This window comes from Neorhizobium sp. LMR1-1-1.1 (assembly GCF_040675795.1).
Taxonomy (GTDB): Bacteria; Pseudomonadota; Alphaproteobacteria; order Rhizobiales; family Rhizobiaceae; genus Neorhizobium; species Neorhizobium cellulosilyticum.
In genome coordinates, this window is sequence record NZ_JBEGHE010000025.1 from 141,835 (window position 1) to 162,277 (window position 20,443).

At 58.6% G+C, this 20,443-nt stretch carries 17 protein-coding genes; 6 read left to right on the plus strand and 11 right to left on the minus strand.

Annotated features, from left to right (window positions below; genetic code table 11):
• Window positions 1-62: 62 nt before the first annotated feature.
• Window positions 63-461: a DUF1236 domain-containing protein gene (locus MRBLMR1_RS13840; RefSeq protein WP_148146151.1), complete on the minus strand. Its 399-nt coding sequence runs from the start codon at window positions 459-461 to the stop codon at window positions 63-65.
• Window positions 462-732: 271 nt separating this feature from the next.
• Here MRBLMR1_RS13840 and MRBLMR1_RS13845 point away from each other — a divergent pair, with 271 nt between their 5' ends.
• The 3 genes from MRBLMR1_RS13845 to MRBLMR1_RS13855 all read left to right on the plus strand — a co-directional run bounded on the left by MRBLMR1_RS13845 (window position 733) and on the right by MRBLMR1_RS13855 (window position 3,629).
• Window positions 733-1,134, plus strand: a complete 402-nt coding sequence (locus MRBLMR1_RS13845; protein WP_246435986.1) for a response regulator — start codon at window positions 733-735, stop codon at window positions 1,132-1,134.
• Window positions 1,135-1,195: 61 nt separating this feature from the next.
• Window positions 1,196-2,203: an NAD-dependent epimerase/dehydratase family protein gene (locus tag MRBLMR1_RS13850; protein ID WP_148146149.1), complete on the plus strand. Its 1,008-nt coding sequence runs from the start codon at window positions 1,196-1,198 to the stop codon at window positions 2,201-2,203.
• A gap of 214 nt (window positions 2,204-2,417) precedes the next feature.
• Window positions 2,418-3,629 carry a glycosyltransferase family protein gene (locus MRBLMR1_RS13855; protein WP_148146295.1) on the plus strand — a complete coding sequence of 404 codons (1,212 nt, stop codon included), beginning with the start codon at window positions 2,418-2,420 and terminating at the stop codon, window positions 3,627-3,629.
• Window positions 3,630-3,631: 2 nt separating this feature from the next.
• Here the strand turns inward: MRBLMR1_RS13855 and MRBLMR1_RS13860 are convergent, their stop codons facing one another.
• The 6 genes from MRBLMR1_RS13860 to MRBLMR1_RS13885 all read right to left on the minus strand — a co-directional run bounded on the left by MRBLMR1_RS13860 (window position 3,632) and on the right by MRBLMR1_RS13885 (window position 12,078).
• Window positions 3,632-4,774, minus strand: coding sequence for a glycosyltransferase (locus MRBLMR1_RS13860; RefSeq protein ID WP_148146148.1), 1,143 nt, complete (start codon window positions 4,772-4,774; stop codon window positions 3,632-3,634).
• Window positions 4,771-6,021 (minus strand): glycosyltransferase family 4 protein, encoded by a 1,251-nt coding sequence (locus MRBLMR1_RS13865; protein WP_148146294.1) that lies wholly within the window; start codon window positions 6,019-6,021, stop codon window positions 4,771-4,773. The genes MRBLMR1_RS13860 and MRBLMR1_RS13865 overlap by 4 nt, the downstream gene beginning before the upstream one ends.
• A gap of 105 nt (window positions 6,022-6,126) precedes the next feature.
• Window positions 6,127-7,302, minus strand: a complete 1,176-nt coding sequence (locus MRBLMR1_RS13870) for an ABC transporter permease (protein WP_148146147.1) — start codon at window positions 7,300-7,302, stop codon at window positions 6,127-6,129.
• Window positions 7,299-8,297: an ABC transporter permease gene (locus tag MRBLMR1_RS13875; RefSeq protein WP_148146146.1), complete on the minus strand. Its 999-nt coding sequence runs from the start codon at window positions 8,295-8,297 to the stop codon at window positions 7,299-7,301. The genes MRBLMR1_RS13870 and MRBLMR1_RS13875 overlap by 4 nt, the downstream gene beginning before the upstream one ends.
• Window positions 8,294-10,198, minus strand: coding sequence for an ABC transporter substrate-binding protein (locus tag MRBLMR1_RS13880; protein ID WP_148146145.1), 1,905 nt, complete (start codon window positions 10,196-10,198; stop codon window positions 8,294-8,296). Before MRBLMR1_RS13880 ends, MRBLMR1_RS13875 begins: the two co-directional genes overlap by 4 nt.
• Window positions 10,195-12,078, minus strand: coding sequence for an ABC transporter ATP-binding protein (locus tag MRBLMR1_RS13885; protein ID WP_148146144.1), 1,884 nt, complete (start codon window positions 12,076-12,078; stop codon window positions 10,195-10,197). Before MRBLMR1_RS13885 ends, MRBLMR1_RS13880 begins: the two co-directional genes overlap by 4 nt.
• Before the next feature lie 179 nt (window positions 12,079-12,257).
• Between MRBLMR1_RS13885 and MRBLMR1_RS13890 the strand changes: the two genes are divergently transcribed.
• Window positions 12,258-13,205, plus strand: coding sequence for a glycosyltransferase family 32 protein (locus MRBLMR1_RS13890; protein ID WP_148146143.1), 948 nt, complete (start codon window positions 12,258-12,260; stop codon window positions 13,203-13,205).
• Between the two features lie 3 nt (window positions 13,206-13,208).
• Here MRBLMR1_RS13890 and MRBLMR1_RS13895 read toward each other — a convergent pair whose 3' ends face one another.
• Both MRBLMR1_RS13895 and MRBLMR1_RS13900 read right to left on the minus strand, forming a co-directional pair.
• The gene (locus MRBLMR1_RS13895; RefSeq protein ID WP_148146142.1) at window positions 13,209-13,949 is read right to left on the minus strand and encodes a polysaccharide deacetylase family protein; all 741 of its coding nucleotides are present in this window, start codon (window positions 13,947-13,949) and stop codon (window positions 13,209-13,211) included.
• A 4-nt stretch (window positions 13,950-13,953) separates the two neighbouring features.
• Window positions 13,954-15,042, minus strand: a complete 1,089-nt coding sequence (locus tag MRBLMR1_RS13900; protein ID WP_148146141.1) for a glycosyltransferase family 4 protein — start codon at window positions 15,040-15,042, stop codon at window positions 13,954-13,956.
• A 108-nt stretch (window positions 15,043-15,150) separates the two neighbouring features.
• Here MRBLMR1_RS13900 and MRBLMR1_RS13905 point away from each other — a divergent pair, with 108 nt between their 5' ends.
• Both MRBLMR1_RS13905 and MRBLMR1_RS13910 read left to right on the plus strand, forming a co-directional pair.
• Entirely contained in the window at window positions 15,151-16,491 is a 1,341-nt protein-coding gene (locus MRBLMR1_RS13905) for a nucleotide sugar dehydrogenase (RefSeq protein ID WP_148146140.1), read from the plus strand.
• A 15-nt stretch (window positions 16,492-16,506) separates the two neighbouring features.
• Window positions 16,507-16,989, plus strand: coding sequence for a class I SAM-dependent methyltransferase (locus MRBLMR1_RS13910; RefSeq protein WP_148146139.1), 483 nt, complete (start codon window positions 16,507-16,509; stop codon window positions 16,987-16,989).
• 14 nt (window positions 16,990-17,003) lie between these two features.
• On the opposite strand, the gene MRBLMR1_RS13915 is transcribed toward MRBLMR1_RS13910, so the two are convergent.
• Both MRBLMR1_RS13915 and MRBLMR1_RS13920 read right to left on the minus strand, forming a co-directional pair.
• Window positions 17,004-17,459: a cyclic nucleotide-binding domain-containing protein gene (locus MRBLMR1_RS13915; protein WP_148146138.1), complete on the minus strand. Its 456-nt coding sequence runs from the start codon at window positions 17,457-17,459 to the stop codon at window positions 17,004-17,006.
• Between the two features lie 31 nt (window positions 17,460-17,490).
• Window positions 17,491-20,214, minus strand: coding sequence for an ABC transporter transmembrane domain-containing protein (locus tag MRBLMR1_RS13920; RefSeq protein ID WP_148146137.1), 2,724 nt, complete (start codon window positions 20,212-20,214; stop codon window positions 17,491-17,493).
• Window positions 20,215-20,443 lie beyond the last annotated feature (229 nt).

Here is a 20,443-nt window from a genome sequence, read left to right on the forward strand (position 1 = left end):
TCTCGTTTGGCAGTTTAACTGAAAAGCCCCGCATATGAAGCGGGGCTTTCGCATTGTGGGCGTTACTTGATAATCTGCACCACGGTATGGGTCTGCGGATCGACGATCACGCGCTGATTGTTGACCACCGTATAGGCATATCGGGTGTTGCTAGGAACTGGGGTTAGCACAACCGTCTCGGGAACCGGCTTGCCGACGGCGATCGGCTGTTCCACGGTCACGGCCGTGGTTGGCGCGGGCTGCTGTTCAACATAGGTAACCACTTCGCGTGGCGGCGGATCGATTGCCGTGCCGGCGATGGCACCGACAACACCGCCCACGGCTGCACCGACGGGACCACCGACCACAGCTCCGGTCACGGCACCACCGGCTGCGCCGGTCACCGTGCTCTGTTGTGCATAGGCCTGGCCTGCAAAGGTTGCTGCGAAGATTGCGCAGGAAGCAAGAATGATATTTTTCATGGTTCTTCTCCTCTTTTGACTTCCGGCAAGAGAACCCGCTTGTCGATAAAACGGTTCCGGATGCTTCCTCACCTTTCGCCCGACTCTGAAATATTTGGCGATCACTCAGTTGCCGTCTTCTGGCTCCTTGCGGGATCGTCGCATATGGGCCTGACGCGCAAAAACGCCGAGGTTCAAAGGCTTAACCACGCCCCTAAAAATGACCGCGATCTCTAAAGTACCTATTGCCAAGCGGCAAGCGCCGACTATTTGCCGCTTGAGTGATAGGAGAATGCGCGTGGAATATCGCTTTCTGATTGTCGAAGACAGCCTGCTAGTCGCCATGGACATAGAGGAGGCAGTTCAGCGTAGTGGACATGATGTGGTTGGCATCGCGCCTGATATGAAGGTGGCGCTCAACTACACGCGTGACACGGATATCGCTTTCGTCGACGTGCGGCTTGCCGATGGCGAGACGGGGCCGGAGATCGCCAAGGTCTTGGCCGAATACGGTATTGTCGTCATCATGATCACCGGAAACCCAGGCGTAGTGGCTTCTGGTGTGAACGGTGTTGTCGGCGTCATGGCCAAGCCTCTCACCGACCAGGCTTCGATGGATCTCATCCAGTTCGCTGTCGATCGCAAAAATGGCAAACCAGGGGTTCCACCGGCGCGCCTCAGGCTTTTCCATTAGCGGCTCGTTGCTTCGACCCGTTTGGTTGGGTATGTGATCCCCATCAACAGCGGAAGCGGACATGCGTTATTTCATCACCGGTACGGCGGGCTTCATCGGGTTTCATCTGGCGCGCAAGCTTTTGCAGGATGGTCACGAGGTTGTCGGCTTTGACGGGATGACGGCCTATTACAGCCTGCGCCTGAAGGAGGCCCGCAATGCCGGGCTGGCACAGTTTCCTTCCTTCCGCTTCGTACAGGGCATGCTGGAAGACAGAGCTTTGCTTGAAGAAGCGGTCAAGGGCTTCAATCCGGACGTTATCGTTCATCTGGCAGCTCAGGCAGGTGTTCGTTACAGCCTCGAAAATCCAAAGGCCTATCTCGACTCGAACCTCATAGGCTCGTGGAACATTCTTGAGATCGCCCGAGAAGTCGGTGTCGGACACCTGATGTTGGCGTCCACCTCTTCCGTCTACGGTGCCAATCAGGGCATTCCGTTCCGGGAAACAGACAAGGCTGACGAACCTCTGACTTTCTATGCTGCCAGCAAGAAGTCCATGGAGGTGATGGCTCATAGCTACGCCCATCTCTACAAGGTTCCGACGACGGCTTTCCGTTTCTTCACGGTTTATGGTCCCTGGGGCCGGCCGGACATGGCGCTGTTCAAGTTCGTCAAGGCGATGCTCGACGATCAGGAAATAGAGATCTATGGTGAAGGCAAGATGAGCCGTGACTTCACCTATATCGACGATCTCGTCGATTCGATCATTGATTTGTCCAGGGTTGCTCCATCCGAATCGAACCGTGTTGCTGATATCGATACGCTTTCGGAGCAAGGACCGTTCCGTACAGTCAATCTTGGCGGCGGTCAGCCGGTCGGGCTTCTCGATTTTATCGAGGTCATCGAAAAGACAATGGGCAAGCCGGCAAGGCGCAAGATGCTGCCGATGCAGAAAGGCGATGTGCCGCGCACATTCGCCAGCCCGGACCTTCTGCTGGCGCTGACCGGGCGTAAGCCGGAAACCGGATTGGATGAAGGTGTCGATGCTTTCGTCCGCTGGTATATGGAGCATCGGTCCGAAATCGATTGAGCGTGGGCGATAGCAGGCCTGAGGGATAACGACGCATCACGTCTTCAGGATAGGGCTTGTGCCTCAAGCGATAACTCCCAAGTTCGAAGCGCATATCGTTCAAGACAGGGTCCGTGAGATCCCTTAGCTGCGGCCTCGGCCTGACTTGGCTTCGCTTTTGAAAGACTTTATGTTGCCGGGAAAGACAATTCAGATGTTACCTAAGGTCAAGGGCATGTCACAGGGTTTCAGAGATGCCCGCATTCTCATGTATAGCCACGATACGTTTGGGCTAGGCCATATTCGCCGCTGCATGACGATCGCCAATCACTTGGTCGAAACCTTTCAGGGCGCGCATGTCCTGATCATTTCCGGCGCAACGATTGCCGGTGCCTTCGATTATCGCTCGCGCGTCGACTACGTGAAGATCCCGAGCGTGATCAAGCTGCGCAACGGCGACTACACGTCGATGGATGAGCATATCAATCTGGAGGAAACGCTGGAAATGCGTCAGGCGATCATTCGCCAGACGGCGGAATCCTTCCAACCGGATATCTTCATCGTCGACAAGGAGCCGCTCGGTCTTCGGCGCGAAGTGGAAGACACGCTCGTTTATCTCAAGAGCCGCGGCACGCTTCTCGTGCTTGGCCTTCGTGACGTCATGGATGCACCGCATCTTCTGGATGCCGAATGGCGGCGCAACGATGTGATGGCGAAGATCGATCAGCTCTACGATCACGTCTGGGTCTACGGCCCTCCGGATTTCCACGATCCTCTCACCGGGCTCGATGTGCCGCCATCATTACGTCGCAAGATGACCTTCGTCGGCTTCCTACAGCGAAAGGCATGGAAAAGCCGCGCGACGGCTCTGCCGAAGCGGGATGGCGATTATATTCTGGTGACCACAGGCGGCGGCGGTGACGGGTATGAACTCGTTCGCGACGTGATCAATGCGTATCAGGCTGATCCGGATCTGACAGAAAAAGCCCTGATCGTGCTTGGCCCTTACATGCCCGGCGAGCAGCGCGAAACGCTGAAACAGGCAGCCGCTTCGCATAACTGTCTTGAGGTCATCGAATTCGATAACCGCATGGAAGACCTGATCGCCAATGCGCGTGCGATCGTTGCCATGGGCGGTTATAACACCTATTGCGAAATTCTGTCCTTCGATAAGCCGGCGCTGATTATTCCCCGCATGGTGCCGAGGCAGGAGCAGTTGATCCGCGCAATGCGTGCCACGGAACTTGGGCTGGTTGCCATGCTGCATCCCGATCATTCTTCGGATGGGATGCGGCTCTCTGCGGCAATCAAGGAACTGCTGCTGCGGGACCCGCCATCTGCAACGGCGCCGGATTATCGCCTTGAAGGTCTGCCCAATCTTTCTGCCATCGTCCAGGAATACCTGCAGGGAAAGCGTCCAGATTATCTCACCGCCGTCGAGAGCTGAAATCAGTTCTCGTGGTTGATTTCGCGGCGTAGCAGCCGCGCCGTTTCGCGCGCTCCATCCATGTTAAGGTCCAGACGGGCCTTGCCACGTTGTGCAAGGGCCTTGCCGATTCCGCTTGCCACCAAGTCTGGTGTAATTGCCGCTTCCTCGATGAATTCCGCCAGCCCGAGTTCCCGCAGCTTTACTGCGCGCGCCGTCTGTTCCGTCTCGCCGCCAGCCGCAAAAGGCACAAGCAGTGACCCGCAGCCGGCTCTCAGCACGTCGCAGACGGTATTATAGCCCGCCTGTGAGATCGAAAGCTCGGCACTTCCAAGCAACTGCCGGAAATCGCTCCTGAAGCGAAACACATCTATCTCGCCGCTGCCCTTCGAGGCAAGACTGTCGAAGCTTGCCGCATCGAGGTTCGGTCCGGTGATCACGCACCAGCGGCCGGGCGCGGAGATCAGGTCGCGAGCAGCAACGGCGGCACTCAGCAGTTTCTGTCCCACTGCTCCACCACCGGCCGAAACCACCACCCGGTATTTTTCGAGCGAGGGAACAGGGGCTGCAGGTGCAACGAGACCGGTATAGAGCACCTTGTCCGCGATCTCGCCTGCAAGCGGAAACGTGTCTTCGATCCGTGTCAGGTTTCTATCGCCATGCACGAGCACGCGATGGAAATGTTGCCTGACCAGCGCCACTGTTTCTTCGTCACGCCCAGGCTTCTTGTTCACTTGCAGGATATCGCGGATCGAGGCAAAGAGCAGCGGCTTCGGGCGCATCGCCTTGATCGCATCGAGAAACGGCAAAAGCTCGAAACGCATCTGCCGGCGGCCGAACGGAAAGGCTTCGGTGATGACAATATCCGGCTTGGTGTCGCCAAGAACCGCCAGCAGTTGCTCCATGCGCTGGCGCTCTCCGTCAGGCCCGAGCGTTGCTCCATCTATGTCCTGCAGGCCTGAAAATCCTTCGCGAGACGTGACCTCCGGCATCAGTCGAATATGGTTGATGCCCGGTCCCGGAAAACCGGGCACGGGCAGTCCACCGGTTACCATCGTCACCTCAAAGCCATCCTCGGCAAGAGCTGACGCAACGAGGCTTGCCCGGGCGATATGGCCGATCCCCAGCAGATGCTGGACATAGAAGAGCACGCGCGGTGATGTCATGGCTGCGAGGGCTCCTTGTTGGCGAGTGTCGAATAGGCGGCTGAGAACAATCTCTCCAGATCCGATATGCTGGTCTTGTGGTCGAAATGACCACGGACCTTCGCTTCTGCATTCCTGGCCATGCGGTCCCGTTCCGATGGGTTGCGGATGGCGATTTCGAGCACTTTGGCGAGCGCCAATGGGTCTTCCGGTTCTACCAGCAGGCCGTTCTCCTGATCGACGAAAAGTTCCGGAATGCCGGAAATTGTTGTCGAGATGCAGAGGATCCGCTGGCTGGCCGCCTCGACCAGAACATTCGGCAATCCGTCGCGATCGCCATCCTTGCCGATACGGCAGGGCAGGGCGAATATGTCGGCCTCGCCGTAACGCTGCAGCACTTCCTGCTGCGACATCGCCCCGTGCCAGCTGACGCGGCCGGCAAGCCCGAGTTCTTCCGCAAGCGGCTTCAGCACCTTCAGCTTATCACCGCCGCCGACGTGATCGAGCCGCCAGTGAAGGTCGGCTGGAAGCAGGGCTAGCGCCTTGAGCAGGATATCAAAGCCCTTTTTCGGCACGGCACGGCCGACAGCCAGTATCGTAATGGGATCATTCGGATTGGAGCCATCGCGCGTCGCAGCTGCGCGATCCGGCGAGGGAAAACGGCTGAGGTTCAGGCCATGATAGCTGAGATGCACCTTGCCGGCGTTCTCTGAGAGTGTGCGCAGGTGATCGGCGCCGCCGCGGGTGCAGGTCACCGTCCAGCTTGCATCATCGAGCTTGTCGGAAAGCTCCCAGTCTGGGCTCGTCCAGATATCCTTGGCATGGGCGGAAACGGTGAAGGGTATGCCAAGCAACTGCGATGCATAACGGGCGACCGAAGCCGGTGTGTGGATGAAATGCACATGCAGCCAGTCCGCCCCTTTAGGCCATTCGCGGGCAAGCACCAGCGCCTGGCCGAAGCGGCGAAAACGGTTGCGGCTTATGTCGCGCGGCAGGTCTTTCAGAAATGCTTTGGCAGCCGCCCGGAAGGATGGCTTGCCGAACCAGTGGAAAAAGGCCTTGACGACCCGCAGAGGCTCTTCGTGCAGATATTCCGGCAGATAGTGGACGGGCGCCTCGATCTCGTCATGTACCGGATGCCGCTTCTTGTCGGTCGGTCGGCGCATCGACATCAGTTCCAGCTTGAAGCCGGCGAGTTCCAGGCCGCGCAGTTCCTGCGCGATAAAGGTCTCTGAAAGGCGCGGATAGCCTTTAAGCAGCACGACCATCTTTTTCGGTATGTTCAACGTCGTTCCTTGCGGTCTTTGCCGGTCGATCCCTCATCCAGGGTTCGGCCGGCAAAACCAGTATCCGCCCGCTTTTATGCGCGCAAGTCAGTGATAGGGGTCCGCCGCGTCACGCAGGCCATCGCCTAAGAAATTGAAGGCGAGGATGACCAGGATGACCGGGATCACCGGGATGAGCAGCCAGGGATAAAGCGCCACGACATTGACCGTACGCGCTTCGGTCAGAAGCACACCCCAGCTCGTGACCGGTGGCCTGAGGCCTAGCCCGAGAAAGCTCAGCGTCGTCTCGCCAAGGATCATGCCGGGAATGGTCAGCGTCGCGCTGGCGATCAGGTGCGACATGAAACCGGGAATAAGATGCCGACCTATGACACGCCAGTGATTGGCACCCATCAGTTGCGCCGCCATCACATAGTCTTCCTCCCGAAGCGCCAGCAGCTTGGATCGCACCGCGCGCGCAAGTCCGGTCCAGTCTAAGAGGCCCAGAATGAAAGTAATACCGAGATAGATGACGAACGGGCTCCAATCCACCGGCATGATCGCGGCTAGCGCCAGCCATAGCGGAATGCTCGGGATCGACTGCAGTACTTCGATGATGCGCTGCACCACAAGATCGAACTTGCCGCCCCAATAGCCTGCAAGCCCGCCGATCAGGATGCCCAGCACGAAGCTGGTGGTGATGCCGAGAAGACCAATCGTCAGCGAAATCCGTGCGCCATAGATGACCCGGGACATGACGTCCCGTCCGAGCCGGTCGGTGCCGAACAGGAACATCTGGCCGCCTTCAGCCGGGCAGACGAGATGTCGCTCTGCGGAAATGAGGCCCCAGAATTTGTAGGGATCGCCCTTGCAGAAGAAGCGGAGCCGCTGCACCTGGTTGGGATCGTCGGTGTAGACGCGCCTCAGGTTCTCCATGTCCAGCGTCATCTTCTGGCCGTAGACGAATGGCCCGACGAACGTCCCGTCATGAAACAGATGCACCGATTGCGGCGGCGCATAGATGTGATCCATGTTGCGCGTGTGGAGATTATACGGCGCAAGAAACTCGGCGATGATGATCGACAGATAGCAGAACAGCAGGAATATGCCTGAGAACAGCGCCAACCTGTGCCGCCTGAACCTCCACCACATCAAACGGAGCTGGGAGGCTCGCTTGGCAAGCGGTGCACCTTCGCCCGTCTTATCGAAAGCGTATGGATCGAAAGCAGCTTCATTGACGTAATGCGGCAGCGGCTGGCCGTCCGGTGGCAGTTGCATGCTCATCGCGTCCGACCTCCATAAAGGCGAATGCGCGGGTCGAAGAGTGCAAGCGCGATGTCCGAGATCAGCACCCCGACCACGGTCAATATGGCAAGGAACATCAGGAAGGAACCCGCCAGATACATGTCCTGCGTCTGCAGCGCCTTGATCAGCATGGGCCCCGTCGTCTCGAGTGACAGCACGACGGCGGTGATTTCCGCTCCGGAAATGATCTGTGGCAGGATCGAGCCGATGTCCGAGATGAAGAAATTGAGCGACATGCGCAGCGGATACTTCGTCAGAACCTTGAACGGGTGAAGCCCCTTCGCCCGCGCCGTCATCACATATTGCTTGCGCAGCTCATCAAGCAGGTTGGCGCGCAGCCGGCGCACCATGCCGGCGGTGCCGGCCGTGCCGATAATGATCACTGGGATCCACAGATGTTCGAGGATCGACTTCGCCTTGTCCCAGCTCATCGGCTGGTTCAGGTATTTCTGGTCCATCAGATGGCCGATCGATGTGCCGAACCAGACGTTGGCGAAATACATCAGGATGAGCGCCAGCACAAAATTAGGCACGGCAAGGCCGATAAGGCCGAGAAGCGTCAGCCCATAATCGCCCCAGCTATACTGATGCGTGGCGGAATAGATGCCGATCGGGAAGGCCAGCAGCCAGGTGAGGATGATCGTCACGACGGATACGAGAATGGTCAGCCACAGACGGTCGCCGACAACGTCCGAGACGGGCAGGCGGTATTCGAAGGAATAGCCGAAATCGCCCACCATCATGCCGCCCACCCAATGCAGGTAACGGATCGGCAGCGGCTGGTCAAAACCGTAGCGCGCCCTTAATTCCTCGATTTCCTGCATGTCGGCCGGTTCGCCGATTGCCCGCATCTCGGCGACATAGCTTTCGAAATAGTCGCCCGGCGGCAGCTCGATGATGGTGAAGACGAGCATGGAAATCAGAATCAGGGTAGGGATCATCACTATGATCCGCCAGAGAATGTAGCGGATCATGCGTGATCCTCCTCATACCAGAAGGTGTCAGGCATATAGACGCCAAGGAAGGATGTCGGATCGTAGCCGAACAGGGCCTTCTCGGGAATGTTGCGCAGTTTCGAAGAATAGACGAGCGGCTGCAGAGCCTGGTTGACGATGCCGATGGTGAAGACGCCCTGTGTGTAGATGGTCAGCATCGAATGCCAGATTGCTTCCCGCTCCTCGTGCGTTCCGGCTGTTTTCCAATCTTTCAGCAGGTCGAGAAGCTGCCTGGCCTCGGCAAGATCCGGTGGATGTCCATCGCGCCCGCCGGAGAGATAATGAAGCCCCCAGACCGGCCACTGCATCTGGTCGTCGAATGTCGGCGCCAGTTCGTTGGGCGACATCTCGGCCGTCGGCACGCCGTTGTCGAGACCCATCCACACGCACATCAGCGTCTCGCCGCCGATCACCCGTTTGCGGAAGATCTCGCGTTGCGACACGCGGGTGAAGATCGCAATGCCGATCTTCGACCAGTGATCGGTGATCAGTTCCAAGACGTCGCTCTCGAACGTGCTTTCTCCCGCACTTTCGACGATGATTTTTGCCGGGCGCCCATCGGGCAGCAGTCGCAGGCCATCCTCGGTGCGGTTCGCGAGGCCCGCCTCGTCCAGCAGCCGGTTGGCCATGTCGATATCGTGGTTCGCCCAGGCCTGTTCATATTCCGGCTTGAACAATGGGCTGTCGGGCAGCACCGAATTCCCGGCCGCATGCGCCAGGCCGAAGAAGACCGCCTTGTTGATCTCCTCCCGATCAATCGCCAGAGATAGCGCCCGCCTGACCCGAACGTCCTGGAACAGGCCGCGCCAGACATCGTCTTTGCAATTGAGATTGGGAACCAGCGCCACGCGGGAACCCTGCGTGCGCTTCCACAGATCCACTTTCATCGGCAGGCGTTTTTCGGCGGCTTTCAGGAACGTGTAGTCGGAGAAATCAACATTGGCGAATTGCAGGTCGCTGTCACCCGAGCCTGCTTTTGCGGCGATCAGATCCGGCGCACTGACATTCAGCACCATTTTATCGATGTAAGGCAGCTGCAAACCGTTCTCGTCGACACGATGGAAGAATGGGTTGCGCAGAAAGACGAATTGTCCGGCAGGCGGCTTGGTGCTGTTGTACCAGGGGTCGAGTGTCGGCAGTTCCGGGTTTTCCGGTCGCACCGTACGCGACATCCGCTGGTGCAGGTCGGTCCAATCCTGCGCCTTGTAGGTCTTCAGCATCGCGGCAATCTTGTCCGCGCTTTGGTAACGCGGGTGGAATTGCCTCAGATAAGCCGACGGCATGTAGATCACGAGCGGCGAAGGTTTCGCCAGCTGTGCCAGGAAATCGGGATTGGGCTCATTCCAGCTGTATCTTACCGTGCGCTCGTCCAGGATCTCGAAAGTCGGGCCCTTGCCGTTCACCCTGAGATCCACCGGAATACCGCCGCGATGAAGCTCCTTGTTGTTCATCACGTCTTCCCAGCTGTAACGGAAATCCTCCGTCGTCAGCGGCGAACCGTCCGACCACTTGTGCCCTTCCCGCAGTGTGAAGGTGAAGACGCGGTCGTCTTCCGATGTGAAGCTTTCCAGAATATCGGCCTGGAGGTTCAGTTGCTCGTCGTAACCGACCAGCCGTGAATAGCTGTTGATCGGCATGAGGCGGATGTCGCGCTGACCGCCGATCAGCATGCGCACAACGCCGCCGTGATGTCCGGGCTTCAGGTTTTTTGCGCCGATATTGACGACACGCGGATTGCGCGGCAAGCGCTCCGCAACGTCCGGCAATTTGCCGGCCTTGATGTCGTCGGCGAGATAGTCCGATCCGGTGAAGGCAGCCTTCGCGTTGAAGGGAACAAGCGCGGTCGCCATCATACCGAGCACGGTTCGGCGTTTCATCATGGCTGCAGCTCCCTGATTTTCACCTGAGGTTTTGCCAGGACGAAATGCCCGCCACCTAGGTCGATCTGGGTCAGCCGTTCTCCCTCGTCCTGAATGAAGGCGGGGTGCCAGTCTTGCGTCGGCTTTCTAGGAATGTCGAGAGAATCGAGATCGAGCGGACGGTCGAGGTCGGGGATCGGCACGGCCGCTATCAGCCGTCGTGTATAGGGATGCGTCGGGTTGCGCATGATGATCTCGCAAGGACCGATTTCGACAATCCGTCCCGCATACATGACGGCAACACGGTCCGCCATGTAGTTCACTACCGCAAGGTTATGCGAGATGAACAGGTAGGTCAGCCCCAAGTCGCGCTTGAGATCCTTCAGGAGATTAAGGATCTGCGCCTGGATCGACACGTCGAGCGCCGAGACGGGCTCGTCGCAGATCAAAAGTTCCGGGCCGAGCGCAAGGGCGCGGGCGATACCGATGCGCTGTCGCTGGCCGCCGGAGAAACTGTGCGGGTACCGGCTGAGCGCATTGTCGTCGAGGCCGATCGTGCGCAGCAGCCGTCGAACCGCATCCAGCCGCGTGGCGCGCGAACCGCGACCATGGATCTCCAGACCCTCGCCGATAATCTCCCTGACCGTCATGCGTGGCGAAAGCGACGAGATCGGATCCTGGAAAACCATCTGGATTCGCTGGCGCAGCATGTCCAGTTCTTCACCTTGAGCGGAAAGGACATCGATCGGGCCTTTCTCGCTTTCGAATACGACAGCGCCCGTGTCAGCCGTCAGACCGCGCATCAGGATCTTGCTCAGCGTGGTCTTGCCGCAGCCGCTTTCACCCACGAGACCGAGGCTCTCGCCGCGCCGGATATCGAAACTGACGTCATCGACCGCGAGCGTCACATTGCTTTCGTGGCTGCCGAGCTTGCGCTTCTTCGCCTTGAAGGTCTTGCTGATATGGTTGACCGAGAGGATCGTCCGCGACCCGCCGGAATTGAGGTAGCCGGTCTCCATCAGGCTGGCCGTATCGACCGCGATTTCGCGCAGCGGCTTCAGACGCTGGTCACGCTTCATCTCGAAAGTCGGGATCGCCGAGATCAGGCCCTTCGGGTAGGGATGAACGGGTCGGCGGAAGATATCGTCGACCGTGCCGGCTTCCATGATCTCGCCCCGATAGGCGACAACCACTTCGTCCGCAAGATTGGTGACGATGCCGAGATCATGGGTGATCAGCAGCATCGCCATGTTGAAGCGGGACTGCAGATCGCGCAAAAGCTTGAGAATCTGCGCCTGGATCGTCACGTCGAGTGCCGTCGTCGGTTCGTCGGCGATCAGAAGGGCAGGGCGACAGACAAGCGCCATGGCAATCATTGCGCGTTGGCGCATCCCGCCGGAAAGCTCGAACGGATACATCGCGTGGACCTTTGCGGGATCCTTGAACCCGACGAGAGACAGCGTGTCATAGACCCGCTCGCGCTGTTCGGCAGGTGACGACGCATCATGGATCCGCAATGCCTCGTCGATCTGGTTGCCGATCGTGTGCAGCGGCGACAGCGAGGTCATCGGTTCCTGGAAAATCATCCCGATCCGGTTGCCGCGAATGCTGCGGATCTGTCGTCCGTCCTGCGGCAGTTGAAGCAGATCCACGGGCTCTTCCGAGGTCTCCGGGTCATTGAACAGCACGCGGCCCGATATCGATGCGAGGGGACTTTCGATCCCGACGATCGTGCGGCCGATCACCGACTTTCCCGAGCCCGACTCTCCGACCAGCGCCGTCACCTTGCCGGGCTTGATCCGCATGCTCAGATTGTTGACGGCTTGAATTCTGCTGCCGAAGACCGGGAAGCTCACGCTCAGGTTTTCTATCCGCAGCAGATCGGGCACGAATGTCGTCATCGGGCAGTTTTTCCTACGGTGCCACTTAGCAGACCCCCGCATTTCCGTATAACGGCAAAATCAGATTTGTCGGAATGCATCGTTTGGCACCTGATCAGGTTGACGCTGTAACGGAATTGAACGTAGCGCAGAGCTATGATGATAGTCCATGCCATATGAAGACTGCCGGATAGCTGCGGATGATTAACGAACCAGACTATAAAAGGATGCTTGGCGAAGCCAAGGCACTGATCCGCTCAGGTAATTTCGAGGCCGCGCGTGACCTGCTGCAGGAAATCCGGGCGCAGGATATCGGCAAAACCGATGCGCGGACGTCACTCGGTCTGCCGCGTCGGCTGCAATCGGCGCTGTTGAAGCTGGCAAAAGCCGAACGCAATGCTGTCGCCCGGATCGGTTATCAGTTCCATCTCGTCCCTCCGCCCGAAAAGCTTGCACGATACGGCGTGTTCTCGGCGCAGGACAAGGCGGCAATGGCCGAGCTGTCGCGTGTCCCGGTGCCGCGATGCATCCACCAGATATGGCTCGGCTCAAGACCAGTTCCTCCGACCGTTGGCGCCTGGGCAGCGCATGCCGCGGCAAATGGGTATCAGCATAAACTGTGGCGCGAAGCCGATCTTGCCGAAAATGGTTATGATCGACACACGTCGCTTCGACATATGCTGAGTATCGGCGATTTTCCGGGCGCGGTGGATGTGGCCCGCTACATGATCCTGCGTGATATCGGAGGCATCTATCTCGATTGCGACTGGTATCCGGGCGGCAATCGCGGGAGCTTTCATGATTTCCTGCCGCTAACCGGCCTCTCTGTCTTCGCCGAAGACATCCCGCGCAATACCGGTGCGGGCAGCACGCTTTTCGCCAACTCCTTTCTCGCGACGCCAGCAGGCAATCCGGTCTTCTCACGATTGTGCGATGCACTGCCCTCGGTGATCGAGGAACTCGGCGACGCCCCCGCATGGTGGTCGACTGGCCCGCTGATCTTCACCGTCGTCGCCAGATCCGGTCCGCTCAACCTCGCAGGCGCCGGGTTCGTTGCTCCTCCGGCGTCGAATGGAGCATCGCTTCCGGATGTTCGGGCGATGGCTGCCGATGCCGACGGTCTGCTTATCCCCTGGAAGCCCTGGTAGCTTTCAGCGCGCGTGCATCAACGCGCTGACCGGAACCCATTGGCAGGCAGGGTGCCCGGCTGTGAGGGCGAAAAAGTCATCGAGAAAATCCCAGGCGGCATCGTCATGGACGAGATGGTGGGTAAGCACGCCGAGGTTTGTCGATCGCGTGTTGCCAGTGCCGAGGTGCGCTGAGGCTTCGGCGTAGAGAATATCCATCGGACGTCCGCCGCGCGTGCTTTTCCAGTCGATGATATCGACATGGGTATTCACCAGCTTAACCGGGGTCTCCTCCCGTTCCGGCCCGAAGACCGAGAGCGCCACGTATCCAAGCGACGGCAGATGGCCGAGGAGCGCCGGCGCAATACGATTCCACGGCGGCACGAGCAGCGGCACGGCGCGATCACCGAACAGGCCGGCAATCCGCTCCAGCCCTTCCGCCAGCCGCGCAAGCACCGCTTCCTCGCCGCGATGCAGCCCGAGTTCCTGCTTTTTCTCCGATGCCGGTGCGTGATTTGTATGATCCCAACCGTGTACGGCAACCGATATCAGTGGCAGTTCGATCAGCAATCGAGCCAATGCGGTTGTCGCATCGGCAGGAATTGCAGCGATCGTCATCGGCGCATTCCAGCGCGCCGACAGGTCGAGCAGAAGCGACAGCGCCGCAGTCGGCGCGATGGCGTCGTCATCGCGCAACCACAGCTGCACCGTCCTGCCATCCTTGGCATATGCATCGAGCGTATCGATGAAGTGTTGTCTGCTCATCCTGTTATCTCACATAGGTATCGAGTATCCGGCGCAGGTTTTCCGCTGCACCGCTAATCGATCGTTCCTCGCCCGCGAAAATCCTTGCTTCGCTGGCAAGTCGCTCTCTTGATTGGTCGTCACGGAGAAGATCGCTGATCGCTTCCGCAAATGCAGTTCTGTCACCTTGTGCCGTCAGCAGGCCGGTCCTGCCGTGTTCGACGACTTCGGGAACACCGGCAATTGCCTCGGCGACAACCGGAAGGCCCGCAGCCTGGGCTTCGAGATAGGCAAGCCCGTAGGCCTCTCCATGTCCCGGCCACACGAAGATCGAACCGCGCGACAGAAGCTCGGCGATTTCGTCTTCCGGCAAGGTGCCCAGCCATTCTATCCGGTTGGGGTCGAATATTGCAAAAGCGCGCTCCACCTCCTGTCGGCACTCGCCATCACCTGCGATCGAAAGCGTCCATGGCAGATGCCGGATCAGGCTCAGGCTTTCTGCCAGTGCCAGATAGCTGGACAGCTTGTCCCCCGGCCGCATCATCGCCACGCTGATCAGCCGCCCCGGCTCGGGGGACGGCGTGCGTTTGAGATAGGGCGCAGTGTCTATGAAGGGGGCGATCATTTCCAGCCGGGCCTCGGGAGCAGCGGCGTTCAACCCGTCGCGGTCCCGTCTGGTGAAGCAGAGATTGACCGTGGCACTCTTGATGCTCTCGAGCAGTATCTCCTGCGACACCTCCCACACGCCGATATTCCGGCGCAACGAATAGGAAGCCTCCGCATTGATCAACGGGATGCCGAAATGCCGCGCAATCGCCGGGCCCAGCAGGTCGGGTGCCTTGTAATAGGGATGATAGGTGAACCAAAGGTCGGGCGCAGTCGTGCCGGAATATTCGGCGGTGATCCGCTTGATCTCTTCTGCGGCCTCCACCTTGTTCGCCTCGAAGAGATCCTGCATATCGGCCGAGCGCATGAAACTGCGCATTTCGGACGCTATCGAAACCTCGTGCCCGAGGCTGGTCAGTGCCCGGACGATAAGCCGCGCCATCAACCGGTCTCCAGACGGAACGGGATGGTTCGGTGATTTCAGCGGCGAATAGAACAGGATTTTCATAGGCCTGGCATCATGCGGGTATGATCATCTCCCCGTGACCACTCTTGACACGTCGGCGCATCTCTCACAACTGTCAGCCACCGCCTCACCGCTAGGATTTCTCCCGTCATGACTGATACCGCCCTTTCCTCGACGCTTCATGCGAAGATCACCGCACGCACGGCCAAGGCTGGCGTCGTGGGGCTTGGCTATGTCGGTTTGCCTCTGGCGATGGCCTTTGCACGGGCAGGTTACTCGGTCACTGGCTTCGATATCGACCCGTCCAAGATCGAGTTCATCGATCGCCGCGAAAGCTATATCGAAGCGGTTCCGACAGAGGTTTTGAAGGCTGAATGCGAGGCCGGGCGTTTCGCGGCAACCTGCGATTTCAGCCGCCTGGCCGAATGCGATATCATCGCCATCTGCGTGCCGACGCCGCTGACGGCGCATCGCGATCCTGACCTCTCCTATGTGGCGAAGACGGCAGAGGCGATTGCCAAAACCCTGCGCCCGGGCCAGCTGATCGTCCTCGAATCGACCACCTATCCGGGCACGACCGACGAGGTTGTAAAGCCGATCCTCGAAAAGACCGGCCTGAAGTCAGGCGTTGATTTCTTCCTCGGTTATTCGCCAGAGCGCGAAGATCCCGGCAACCGCCAGTTTCACACGGCCAGCATCCCGAAAGTGGTCGCCGGCGATGGTGAAGCTGCGGCAGGACTGATGCAGGCTTTCTATGGCGCGACCGTCGAGACCATCGTGCCGGTCTCCACCACGGCCACGGCCGAGGCTGTAAAGCTCACCGAAAACATCTTTCGCGCCGTCAACATCGCGCTCGTCAACGAATTGAAGCTCGTCTACGACGCTATGGGCATCGATGTGTGGGAGGTTATCGATGCGGCAAAGTCCAAGCCTTTCGGCTACATGCCCTTTTATCCAGGCCCCGGCCTTGGCGGTCACTGCATCCCGATCGATCCGTTCTATCTGACCTGGAAATCCCGTGAATTCGAGACGCCGACGCGCTTCATCGAACTGGCCGGCGAGATCAACACCGCCATGCCGCATCACATCGTCACCCGCCTTGCGGAAGCTCTGGATATCCGCAGCGGCAAGGCGCTCAGCCGTTCGAAAGTGCTTCTGATCGGTCTCGCCTACAAGAAGAACGTGCCCGACATTCGAGAAAGCCCATCCCTGCGGCTGATGGAACTGATCGAGCGCCGTGGCGGGTCGGTAGCCTATTTTGACCCTTACGTATCGGAAATCCCGTCGACCCGCGAATATGCCGAACTGAAGGGCCGTCGGTCGATAGAGTGGGATGAGGCCGCGCTCAAATCGTTCGATGCCGTGGTCATCGCTACTGACCATGATAATGTCGATTACGACGCTATATCCCGCCTTGCCCCATTGATCGTCGATACCCGCAACATCTTCGCCCGCAAGGGAATTTCCTCCGACGTCATCGTCAAAGCCTGAGACACTGGAAAGACCATGAGCCGCCTCGACACATTCATCAATCGCATGTCTGCCCAGCGCGATATCCTCAACCATGTTGCCAATGACCTCGGTCTTCCGGCGCAAGGGGATGTTCTTGAGGTGGGATTGGGCAATGGCAGGACCTACAGCCATCTGCGCGAGCTTTTTCCCGAGCGGCGGGTCATCGCATTCGATCGCGCGATGAATGCACATCGCACAACGGCGCCGCATGAAGATGATTTCGTCACCGGCGAGATCAACGAGACGGGGCAGGAGTTTGCCGGAACCGGCGCAGCGCTGGTCCACGCGGATATTGGTACGGGTTATCCGGACAAGGATGCCATCACGCTGTCATGGCTGCCGCAGATGGTTGCCGCCATGCTTCAGCCGGGTGGTTACGCCGTCAGCGGCCTGCCGCTCGAACACCCGCAGCTCGACGCACTCCCTCGCCTGCCTTCGGTCAATGAAGGCAGGTATTTTATGTATCGCAGGCTATGAGAGTATGAGGCCGCTCAGGCCTTCTGCAAGGCGCGAACCTGATCAAGTTCCGACGATGTCAGGCGCAGCCGCTCGGCGATTGCGCGCGTCATCTTCATGGTCATGCCTGGGCAATCGTCCATGATCCGGAACAGGTAGTCCTTGTTGATCTTCAAGGCTTCGACCACGCCGGCAGCCTGAACCGTCGAGCTGCGTGGCCCATCGCAGAGCAGCGAGATGTCGCCGACGATCGAGTTGGGACCGCGTTCGCTGACCTTCACAGGGCCGTCAGGCGTGCTGACAAGAAACTCCACGCTGCCGCTGAGAATGAAATAGGCGGAATCTCCCGCGTCGCCCTGGGTGAAGAGGCGTTGACCAGCCTTGAACGTCACGCGTTCGGATGCGAACGCGAGCAGTTTGAGCTTGCAGGTATCTACTTCCGCAAAATACGGGAGTTTCCGCAGCAGCTGGACTTCATCACATAGCAACATCGCTCTTCCGCCTTTCCTGTCGGACAGATGGCTAAGCCACCAGAGCCTTGAAGGTTCCGCTCTCCTGTTCGAGCGTCTCGTACGAGCCCTCTTCGAGGATTGCGCCTCCGTCAAACATGACGACCTTGTCAAACAAACGTGACAAAGAAATATTTGACAAGACCCAGATTACAGCTGGATCATTCTCCTGTTGACCCAGAAATGCAAGTACGTTCTGCACAATTTCCTCCTGGGTGTGTCTTTCGAGCCCAGGAAGCGGTTTATTGAACACGTAATAGTCAGATCGCCGAATTAATGCGCGGGCAAGATTAAGTTTTCGTCGCTGGATTGGTGTCAAACGTCGTCCGCCAGCGCCAATGTCGTAATCGAGACCGGCTTTTAGAAGCTGGTTGGCAAAGCCGAGCTCGCGTGAAACAGCGCCTGCCAACGTGCGAAGCTCGACGACGCCATCCGCGTTACTGTTGCTCAGCTTTCCAAAAACAATATTCTCACGCAGCGTCGCAACGGAAACGTATTTATCGGGATCGTAGCGTTCGATAAGTTCCCGCAGATGAGCTGGTAGCTCGGTGTAAAACAGTTCGCGTGAACCGACGATCTTGTTCTGAAGCTCGGTTGTCAAAATGCCAAGGCGGTATCGTGGCTCGATATATTCCAGCGTCAGGCGGATGAAGGCCTTGTCTGCACTGGATAGTCGGAAATTGACCGGCTTGGGTTCATTTTTTCGCTGCAGCAGGCTCTGGTAGTAGCTGATATCTTCTGCAGACAGCGTTGTGACCTGACGGAAGAACGGGTGGTCTGCCGGTAGCCCACCGAATATTTCAACGAGGTTCCGGGCGACTGTCCGCCCCATTTCGACGAATGGCCGCTGCAGCCCGACCTTGTTGAGCGCGGTATAAAAATGCTCGCTGGATAGCAATTCATTGTCCGGCGTGAGAGGCGCCAACGTCGCGCCGAACAGCAGGTTTTCGGCGACTGTTGCCTGGGAGTTGTAGCCGTCCGGCTCGAACGGGATGACGAGGGATTCCATGCCCAGTTCGTTCATACGGGCACGCAAGGCCCTGCGCATCTCTACCACGCGCGTTGCAAATTCCGGATCCTCGTCCGGATTGATTGTGGAATGAAGCGCAAGTTCAAGCACGTCGTCAGTCAGCTGCACGGCATCGAGTGCTGCGAGAAGCGATTTCTGCAAGTCCTCCTTGGCGCCGTTGCCGAGCGCCGCGTAACTGTAGTCCACCCAGCCGGCACGGATGTCGAGGTGTGGATTGCCCGCCTTTTTGGCTTCGCGGATCTCCCAAAGTCGTTGGCGCATGTCCTTGCCTTCATACTCGTGTCTTTTGACCGGAGCATGTTTGAGACCGTAAAGAAGGTTGTCCTTCAGGCTGCCATGGAAGAAGTAGCTATCCGTGGAGACATAGGAGATATGGCGTCCGGTTACGGATTCCGGAAGTTCCCGGATATCCTGATCCCCGAGGCAGATTCGGCCGCTCGAAGGCCATGAGAGCCGACCGAAAGCTTCAGCCATCGCTTCTGCGCCACGGCCTGTATGATCCACCATCGCAACCGTTTCGCCACGATCGATCTTCAACGTGACGTGGTCGACAACCTTGGCGCCGCTGTCGTCGTTGAGCGACACTGAAACAGCGTGAAGTGTTTCGAGCTTCTGCTGTGTCGATGCCGGAGTGAGAGTGTGAATGGCCGGGTTGATGAGATCCTCGACTTCGAAGTTCTCGAAGACCTGCTCGTATTTTACCTGCACGTCCTGGCGCGCCTGGTCCCAGTCAATCAGCTCCTTCAAAGGTCCCGGCAAGTCCTTGTAGGCATTGATGACGGCGACAAGCTGACCGACGTCGAGGGTGCCGCGCAGCGTCAGATAGCCGCCGATGAGATAGAAAAGGAACGGCGTGACCTGCGACAGGAAGTTGTTGAGGAATTTGACCAGGAACTTCCACTGGTAGAGATCGTAGCGGATGCGGTAGATTTCACCCAGCCGGCTTGCCACGTCCGCGCGCTCGAAATTCGATGTGTCATAGGCGTGGATCGTGCCGAGGCCCTCGACCACTTCATTAACCTTGCCAGCCAGCCGTCGTGCCGTGATCTGCCGCTGCCGACCGAGTTCGATCAGCCGGCGGCGCATCTTCGGAATGATGATCACCTGGATCGCGACCATGAACGCCGCGACCATGCCGAGCCAGAAGTTCTGCAGGATGATGAAGAACAATGCGGCGAGAGCCTGGCCGCCCAGCAGTGCCGGCTGGACGAAGGCATCTCCGGTGAAACCGCCGAACGGCTCCACTTCGTCCTTGATCATGCTGGCGATCTCGGCGCCGTTCAGGCTCTTCGCGTGGCGGGGCGGAAAACGCAGCACTCGATCGACAAGCTCGAAGCGGATGCGGCGCAGCAGGCGCTCGCCGAGCCGGCCCTTGTAGGTATTGATGTAGTATTTGAATGCGCCGTTGATGATCACCAGAAGCAGGAAGACGCTGCTGAGCGCGACCAGCGTCTGCATGCGGTCGAGCGGAAAACCGTCGAAGCCGAATGTGTAATCAACGAAAGGAATGCTGATCGAGAAATCCAGAAAATTCTGGGTGGTGCTGAGATCTTCGAAACCCTGGCCTTGGATCGGGCCGTTGATGATCTGTTTGGGAAGGTCGAAGGCAAGGAAATACGGGATCATCGACAAGGCGACGATCAGCAGGATGAAGACCTGCTGTGGCCTCGTATGCGTCCAGATATAACGTAGCAGCGTCTTCTGCATATGCCTTCACCAAAGCAACAGCGTTATCAACTCGGGTATGGGATAAGCTGCATCCGGCATTGTATAGCCTGTCTTCCGGGTTTTAACGAGTGCTCATCAACGCGTTCTCGCTGCCGGAATGAAACTGAAACCGCAAGCGAGATGGACGCCAACAGCGCCCACTGCGACAAGTTGGCATCTCGTGTCGGCAGGTCGGCGGTTCAAGATGAGGTGGAAATTATTCTTACAG